The sequence below is a fragment of the Rhodoblastus sp. genome, assembly GCF_041915505.1.
GTDB lineage: Bacteria > Pseudomonadota > Alphaproteobacteria > Rhizobiales > Beijerinckiaceae > Rhodoblastus.
The window spans coordinates 1-6,221 of the sequence record NZ_JAYSBG010000213.1 but is presented as its reverse complement, the minus strand read 5'-3'; the positions used below and the strand labels follow the sequence as shown (position 1 = coordinate 6,221).

General features: G+C 61.7%; 6 protein-coding genes. 3 read left to right on the top strand and 3 right to left on the bottom strand.

Annotated elements, in window-relative coordinates:
* Positions 1 to 941 (top strand): 4-hydroxy-3-methylbut-2-enyl diphosphate reductase (gene ispH / locus ACE3S9_RS13180; protein WP_374546926.1); only part of this gene is annotated, 941 nt, incomplete at its 5' end.
* Between the two features lie 157 nt (positions 942 to 1,098).
* Complete coding sequence (cobT, locus tag ACE3S9_RS13175; protein WP_374546928.1) at positions 1,099 to 2,130, top strand: nicotinate-nucleotide--dimethylbenzimidazole phosphoribosyltransferase; 1,032 nt, start codon at positions 1,099 to 1,101, stop codon at positions 2,128 to 2,130.
* Between the two features lie 176 nt (positions 2,131 to 2,306).
* Here cobT and ACE3S9_RS13170 read toward each other — a convergent pair whose 3' ends face one another.
* Positions 2,307 to 3,056: a hypothetical protein gene (locus ACE3S9_RS13170; RefSeq protein WP_374546925.1), complete on the bottom strand. Its 750-nt coding sequence runs from the start codon at positions 3,054 to 3,056 to the stop codon at positions 2,307 to 2,309.
* Between the two features lie 426 nt (positions 3,057 to 3,482).
* On the opposite strand from ACE3S9_RS13170, the gene ACE3S9_RS13165 reads away from it, so the two are divergent.
* A complete protein-coding gene (locus ACE3S9_RS13165) occupies positions 3,483 to 3,749 on the top strand; it encodes a hypothetical protein (RefSeq protein WP_374546924.1) in 267 nt (88 codons plus the stop codon).
* A gap of 165 nt (positions 3,750 to 3,914) precedes the next feature.
* Here the strand turns inward: ACE3S9_RS13165 and ACE3S9_RS13160 are convergent, their stop codons facing one another.
* Together ACE3S9_RS13160 and ACE3S9_RS13155 are read right to left on the bottom strand one after the other, a co-directional pair.
* Positions 3,915 to 4,559 (bottom strand): 2OG-Fe(II) oxygenase, encoded by a 645-nt coding sequence (locus ACE3S9_RS13160; protein ID WP_374546923.1) that lies wholly within the window; start codon positions 4,557 to 4,559, stop codon positions 3,915 to 3,917.
* Between the two features lie 85 nt (positions 4,560 to 4,644).
* Positions 4,645 to 6,198 (bottom strand): sensor histidine kinase, encoded by a 1,554-nt coding sequence (locus ACE3S9_RS13155; protein ID WP_374546927.1) that lies wholly within the window; start codon positions 6,196 to 6,198, stop codon positions 4,645 to 4,647.
* Positions 6,199 to 6,221: the final 23 nt, after the last annotated feature.

Sequence of the window (6,221 nt, the reverse complement as noted above, 5' to 3'; positions counted from 1 at the left end):
TGAACGTGTTTCTTTGCGCGCCGCGCGGCTTCTGCGCCGGCGTCGTGCGCGCGATCGACATTGTCGAACACGCTTTGCGCAAATTCGGCGCCCCGGTCTATGTGCGCCACGAAATCGTGCATAACCGTTATGTGGTCGAGGGCCTCAAGCGCAAGGGCGCCATTTTCGTCGAGGAGCTGGACGAAGTGCCGGACGACAAGGCGCCGGTGGTGTTCTCGGCCCATGGCGTGCCGAAATCCGTGCCGGTCGAAGCCGGCGAGCGTAACCTGCTGGCGATCGACGCCACCTGCCCGCTCGTCACCAAGGTCCATCGCGAGGCGGAAATCCATTACCGGCGCGGCCGCAAGGTAGTGCTGGTCGGGCACCGGGGCCATACCGAAGTCATCGGCACGATGGGGCAATTGCCGGAAGGCGCCGTGGTGCTGGTCGAGAGCCCGGACGATGTCGCCTCGCTGAGCTTCGCCGCCGATGAGCCGGTCGCCTATGTCACGCAGACCACGCTTTCGGTCGACGACATGGCCGAAGTGGTCAATGCGCTGAAGGCGAAATATCCGCATATCGTCGGGCCGCACAAGCAGGACATCTGCTACGCCACCACCAACCGCCAGGAAGCGGTGAAGGAGATCGCCCACAAGGTCGACGCCTTCATCGTGGTCGGCTCGCCCAATTCCTCCAATTCGCAGCGTCTGAAGGAAGTGGCCGAGCGCAATGGCTGCCGCCGCGCCCAATTGGTGCTGCGCGCCGCCGATATCGACTGGACGCAGCTCGACGGCGTGGTTTCTCTCGGCGTCACGGCCGGCGCTTCGGCGCCGGAAGTGCTGGTCGAGGAAATTCTCGACGCCTTGGCCGAGAAATTCGAACTGGTGATCGATACGATCACGACGGCGACCGAGGACGTGTCCTTCCCGCTGCCGCGCGCGCTGCGCGAAAAGGTCGCATGAGCGGCAAGGCCCGCTTTTCCTGAGAAATCGGATCGGAATGCGGGGCGGCTTACGGGCCGCCCCTTTACTTTCCCGCGAAATGATCTAGCGCGTGATCGCGCAGCACGCTTCCGCAGCGAGCCGCCTTGCGCGGCAAGACCAATTGGCAAGAATGACAATGCAGACCGACGCCTCCGCCGACCATCCCTTCGACGCCATCCGCGCCCTGATCGCGCAAATGCCGACGGCTTCCGCCAAAGCGGTCGCCGCCGTGCGCGCCCGCGACGCGCAGCTGACCAAGCCGCCGGGCGCGCTGGGACGGCTGGAGGAGATCGTCGAATGGCTCGCCGCTTGGCAGGACCGCGCCGAGCCGACGCTGGACCGGCCGACGGTGGTGGTGTTCGCGGCCAATCACGGCGTCGTCGCCCAGGGCGTCTCGCCTTATCCGGCCAGCGTCACCGCCCAGATGCTGAAGAATTTTTCATCCGGCGGCGCGGCGGTCAACCAGATCTGCGCGGTCAATGGCGCCGGACTGAAAGTGTTCGAACTGGCGTTGAACCTGCCGACCAAGGACATTACCGAAGCCCCCGCCATGGAGGCGCGCGAATGCGCCGCGACGCTCGCCTATGGCATGGAGGCGATCGCCGGCGGCGCGGATTTGCTGGCGCTCGGCGAAATGGGCATCGGCAACACCACCATCGCCGCCGCGATCTATCACGCCCTTTACGGCGGCGAGGCCGAGGACTGGGTGGGGCGCGGCACCGGCCTCAACGACGAGGGCCTGAAGCGCAAGGCCGACGCCGTGCGCCGCGCGATCGCCCTGCACAAGGACGATCTCGACGATCCGTTCGAAGTGCTGCGCCGACTCGGCGGGCGCGAGGTCGCGGCCATGGCCGGCGCCATTCTCGCGGCGCGGATGGAGCGCACGCCGGTCCTGCTCGACGGCTATGTCGTCTGCGCGGCGGCGGCGATCCTGCATGCGCTGGATCCGGCGACCCTCGACCATTGCCTCGCCGGCCATGTGTCGGCCGAGGGCGCCCACGCCAAAGTGCTCGAAAAACTAGGCAAGAAGCCGCTGCTCGACCTCGGCATGAGGCTCGGCGAAGGCTCGGGCGCGGCGCTGGCGATCGGCGTCGTCAAGGCCGCGCTCGCCTGCCACCAGGACATGGCGACCTTCGCCTCGGCCGGCGTGGACGACAAGGACCCGTGAAGCGCCGTTCGTGTTTTATGGGGCCGATTGGTAGCGGCAATCGGCCACCCCCGCCCACGTGGGATGGTTGCGTTCGGCTCGAATCAGTCGCCTAACAATTTAACACGTCGCATGTCAGAGAAGATTTTCTGAGACGACGCAGACGCACAACAACATTAGAACATGGAGCTAGTTATTCAATTGTCGAGTGACGTTCTATAAAGCTTAAAATTCATCGTATTATTTTCTGGGATGAACTCTGAAAGCTCAAGCTGCAGAAGCTTTGATATATTATAGGTGCCAGTCTCTGATACCTTAGACGACTTATCAAATAAGTGCACACTCATATAGTTGCTGTTTCTACCTACATGAGCCCTCCACTTAAGAATGACCCCGGGCGTCGATACAGGTATAAATGCCGCACGCGGAAGCTTAAATCGTTCTGCTGCTGGGGTATTTTGAACTTCTTTCAAAAGTTTAATTGCCTGATCGCGTGAAAACCCCGTTGCCTGCCAAAAGCCCTTAGCGATGGCGAGAATATAGAATACATCACAATAAAAGTATGAAACCTTATCATCTAAGCCATCGAGAACGTCTTCATCGAACTCTTGCAATATGACCGCGCCACCGCCGCCATGTGAGCCGATGTTAATGTCGTTTACAGTACAATCAAAATCGCGCATATCGTAAAATGACGGCGTGAAAAAGTTTGCTAAAATACTCCACGAATCTGTTGATGATTTCACAAGTTTCGTCTTAAGCTGGACAGGAAGGTAGTTAAACCCCTCTTCGATTGTAATATCATAGCCGAATTCATCGATCTCTGGAGGATTAAGAAGGATGCGAGCTCCACATCGCAAGGCATGCTGCCTAAGCTTAAAGGTCGTATAATCGGTGATGAGCCGCTCTCTCTGCGTCATGAATCCGGGAGCGCCAAGAATAGACATTACCATTCTCCAGTGCAGTGCTAACAGTTCGGTTAAGCGAATATCATATATGTATCTTATTAAAAATTGGCGGTGTTTAAGGCGGATAATGGCAAGTCCCGCTAGATCGGTGTCAATTATAGTAAAATTCTTAAGGACCGCTCACCGCCGCAACCTGTCGATGCAACTTGACTTCAGAACGGTCGAAAGCCCTGTGGTCGTGGCAGCCGTGATTTCAATTGGGGATTGTAGCGTTCCGGGCGGTCGTCAACGCTGCGGCTTGCACGCGAGACGGATTGCTTCGCTCCGCTCTCAATGACGGCCTTCGGCTCGAATGAGGCGTTGCCGGCGTGACGGCTGGCCCCACAAATTGGCGCCTTTTTCAGCACTTATATATTCCTATGAGGAAGGAGAAACACAGTGACCCAGCAACCAGAGAGGATTCCTATGCACAAGGTCGAAATCCTCCCCCCCGACAGCGGGAACCAGCCGGACGGCCGCGTTTATGATTCGTGGGAGCGCGGCACGGTGAAAATCATCCGGCTCGGTCCGCTTGGCGGCATGGTGATGATGCTCGCCGTGGGAATGATGTTCGCCTTCGGATTGGTGTTTTTGAGCGGAATGCTCCTCATTCTCATCGCCGCCTTCGTCATTCTCGGCGCCAGCGCTTATGTCGCGAACCGCCTCCGCGGCGTAGGGCGCTTGCGGCGTTAAAGCGATTAAAGCGTTGGTCCGCTCTCCGCCGTCTCGCGCCCTTTGCTGGTTTCGGCCAAGCGTCAGACTTCGTTCGCCACGAGCGAACGCCGCAGGCCGGCGGAGCGCCCATCTGGCGACGCGTGGCGGATTTTATGAGGAATTCGATGATCGCAAAAAAGCGCGTCATGCCGCCTGCGGAATGCGGCCGATTCCGAACAGGCGCTTGAACTTCTTGACCCGGTTGGACATGCGGTGGCGGGCGAGTTCCTGGTCGCGCGACTGCTGGTCTGTGCAATAGTTCATCATAACGTAGCGGCGCGGGCCGACGAAGGGCTTGTGGCCGTGCCAGGAATTGGGCTGGACGCGGAAGCAGAAGGCCAGCCCGCCTTCCGGCGCGACCTCGCCGGCGTAATCCTCGATATCGGTTCCGGAGCGCAGCACGCGCAGCTTGCCGCCCTGATCGACCCAATCCTCGTTCAGATAAAGCAGCAGGGTCGCCAGCTTGAATTTCGAATCGGCGTGGATGCGGCCGTCGCGCGCCTGGCAATTGCTGCGTAGCGTGACCATGGTCGGGCGCCCGGCAAGGTCGATATCGAGCTTCTGCTCCATGACCTTGCGGACCTCGGGACCTTCCAGTTCCTTGAGCAGGCGGTCGAAAGCCGGGCCATAGGGCGCGAATTCCGGCAGGAACAGGCCGCCCATGTCGATCTTCGGGAAATCCGCTATGGCCCGGGCCACTTCGGCCGGCGGCAGGAAGCCGCGCGTGGCGAAATGCGGAAAGGGATCGGTCGCGACCGTCGCGGCTTGAAAGGCTTGGTAATCGATCATGGGCGCCTCGGGGTTTTGCCGCCGACTAAAGCCGGCGCGCCCCGATTTCTCATTGATCCGCGTCAATGCCGCCCGAAGACCGGCCTCACGCCGCGCCGCGCCCGCCGCCGCGTCCGCCCTGCGTCTCCGGCGCGCGCCCGGCCGGATTGATCTGCGGCAGCGCCGACATGACGCGCTCCGGCGGGAACACCACGACGACCTCGGTGCCTTCGCGCAATTTGGAGCGCAAGGTGAAGGTGCCGCCGTGCAGCTCCACCAGCCCCTTGACGATCGGCAGGCCGAGGCCGCTGCCTTCGTCGGCGTTTTTCTGCGCCATCGAGCCGCGTCCGAACGAGGACATGATGACCGGGATTTCCTCTTCCGGAATGCCGGGGCCGGTGTCCTTGACCGAGAAATATTGCCCGCCCGCCATGGTCCAGCCGGCCTTGATCGTGACCTGGCCGCCCTGCGGCGTGAATTTGATGGCGTTGGTCATCAGATTGAGCGCGATCTGGCGCACGGCTCGTTCGTCCGCCCAGATGCGCGGCATGTTGGGCTCGAGGATTTCGCTCATCGTCACCCCGCGCTTCTTGGCGCGCAGGGTCAGCAGATGGCGGCAATCCTCGATCACGCCGGACAGATAGACCGCCTCTTCCTTCAGCTCGTAACGCCCGGCCTCGACGCGGGAGAGATCGAGGATCTCGTTGATGAGCATCAGCAGATGCTGGCCGCTGTTGTGGATGTCGTTGGAGTAATCGCGATAGGCATCGATGGCGTGCGGACCGAACAATTCGCTCTTCATCACCTCGGAAAAGCCGAGAATGGCGTTCAGCGGCGTGCGCAATTCATGCGACATCGTGGCGAGGAAGCGCGATTTGGCGAGGCTCGCCTCCTCGGCGCGCCGCCGCGCCTCGTCCGAATTGGCCTTGGCCTGCTCCAGTTCGCCGATCAGCGAATCCTTTTCGGCCTGGATCGAGAGCGTGTCGAGCTGGCTAGAATAGATGCGCCGCGCCAGCACCGCGAAATAGAACAAGGTGCCGCAGGCGAGCAAGGTCAGCGGCGCGATCGGGCCGTAAAGGCTGGTCGGCCGCATATAGAGTACGATGGCGAACGCGACCGGGGTGAGCGCGGCATAGACCGCCGCCGGCAGGAAGGCGGTCACCACCGTATGGATCGCCGCCGCGAGCATGAAGACGACCATGACATAGGTCGTCGCCCAGGGATCGGGCACGCCGCTCATCAGCAAGGCGAAGGCGGACCAGGCCAGGCCGTTGGCGGCTTCGGCGCAGACGAAGCGCGCCTGCCAGTTGCGCGCCTTCTGCGCGGCATTGTCCTGGAGCAGGAAGCGATTGGCCAGCGCCCAGCAGAAGGCGAGCGCGCTGAGCACGCCGCCGAGCCAGATTCCGACCAGGATCGCCGGCGCCCACAGCGTGGTCATGGAGGCGACCGCGATGCTGAGCAGGAACTGCGGCAGGATCGCGCCCTTGCGTCCCTCGCAATAGAGCCGCAGCAGTTCGATGTCGAAAATGATGTTTCCCGCGCCGGACGAGGTCAGCCGCTCGCGGGCCTCGCGCATGCGATTGGCCATGCGTCGGCGTTCGGGAGAACGTCCGTCGGCATAGCGCCCGCGGGCGATCATTTCTGCGGTGACTTCGGACATGCCGGGAAAACGAAGGCCTGCTG